Annotated in this window: 2 protein-coding genes; both read left to right on the plus strand. The window is 52.7% G+C overall.

Annotated elements, in window-relative coordinates; genetic code table 11:
- On the plus strand, positions 1-483 hold a 483-nt coding region (locus A3730_RS05190; RefSeq protein ID WP_063537640.1), incomplete at its 5' end, for a 3-oxoacyl-ACP reductase family protein.
- Between the two features lie 186 nt (positions 484-669).
- Complete coding sequence (acpP, locus tag A3730_RS05195; RefSeq protein WP_007149764.1) at positions 670-903, plus strand: acyl carrier protein; 234 nt, start codon at positions 670-672, stop codon at positions 901-903.
- Positions 904-951 lie beyond the last annotated feature (48 nt).

The raw sequence follows: 951 nt of genomic DNA on the forward strand, positions 1-951 counted from the left end.
AATAACGCCGGCATTACCCGCGACAACATCATGCTCCGGATGAAGGAAGATGAGTGGGAAGATGTCATCAATACCAACCTGAATTCCCTTTATCGCGTTAGCAAGGCATGCTTGAAGGGCATGACCAAGGCGCGTTGGGGCCGGATCATTAATATCAGTTCGGTGGTCGGTACCATGGGTAACGCCGGGCAAGCCAACTATGCGGCAGCCAAAGGCGGTGTGGAAGGTTTCTCCCGGGCGTTGGCTCGCGAGCTTGGCTCACGTAACATCACGGTGAATTCTGTTGCGCCGGGCTTTATCCAGACGGACATGACAGAGGCTTTGCCGGAAGCCCAGAAAGAGGCGCTTTTGCAGGGGATTCCCCTGGGGCGCCTGGGGCAGCCGGCGGAGATTGCCAGTGCTGTCGCCTGGCTGGCCAGTGATGGCGGTGGTTACGTAACCGGAACCACTTTGCACGTCAATGGGGGTATGTTTACCGGGTAGCTCAAAAAATGGGCATCCGAACGTTTCTGGGAAAGCTGTCTAATTGACTGTTTTCGCAGAAGAAAATATTTGGAAAAACTTCAAGGAAAGGCATCGGTCCAGTCGGCTTGCAAGCGCAAACAGCGTTCACCTAGAATAGCCGCTGACAGGTGCTAGCACACCATTAATCAGGAGAGTAATACGATCATGAGCAGCATCGAAGAACGCGTAAACAAAATCATCGTTGAGCAACTGGGTGTTAAACCGGAAGACGTAAAATCAGAAGCGTCCTTCGTTGAAGATCTGGGTGCAGACTCCCTGGACACCGTTGAGCTGGTGATGGCCCTGGAAGAAGAATTTGAAACCGAAATTCCGGACGAGGAAGCTGAGAAAATCAGCACCGTCCAATCCGCTGTGGATTACATCAAAGCGCACAGCTGAGTTCGGTCGTTCGAATAACAGAAAAGCCGCAGGTTCGATGAGCTTGCG

Source organism: Alcanivorax sp. HI0044 (assembly GCF_001634945.1).

Excerpts from the sequence above, each read along its gene's own strand:
- acpP (WP_007149764.1), top strand. The coding sequence starts at position 670 with ATGAGCAGCATCGAAGAACGCGTAAACAAAATCATCGTTGAGCAACTG.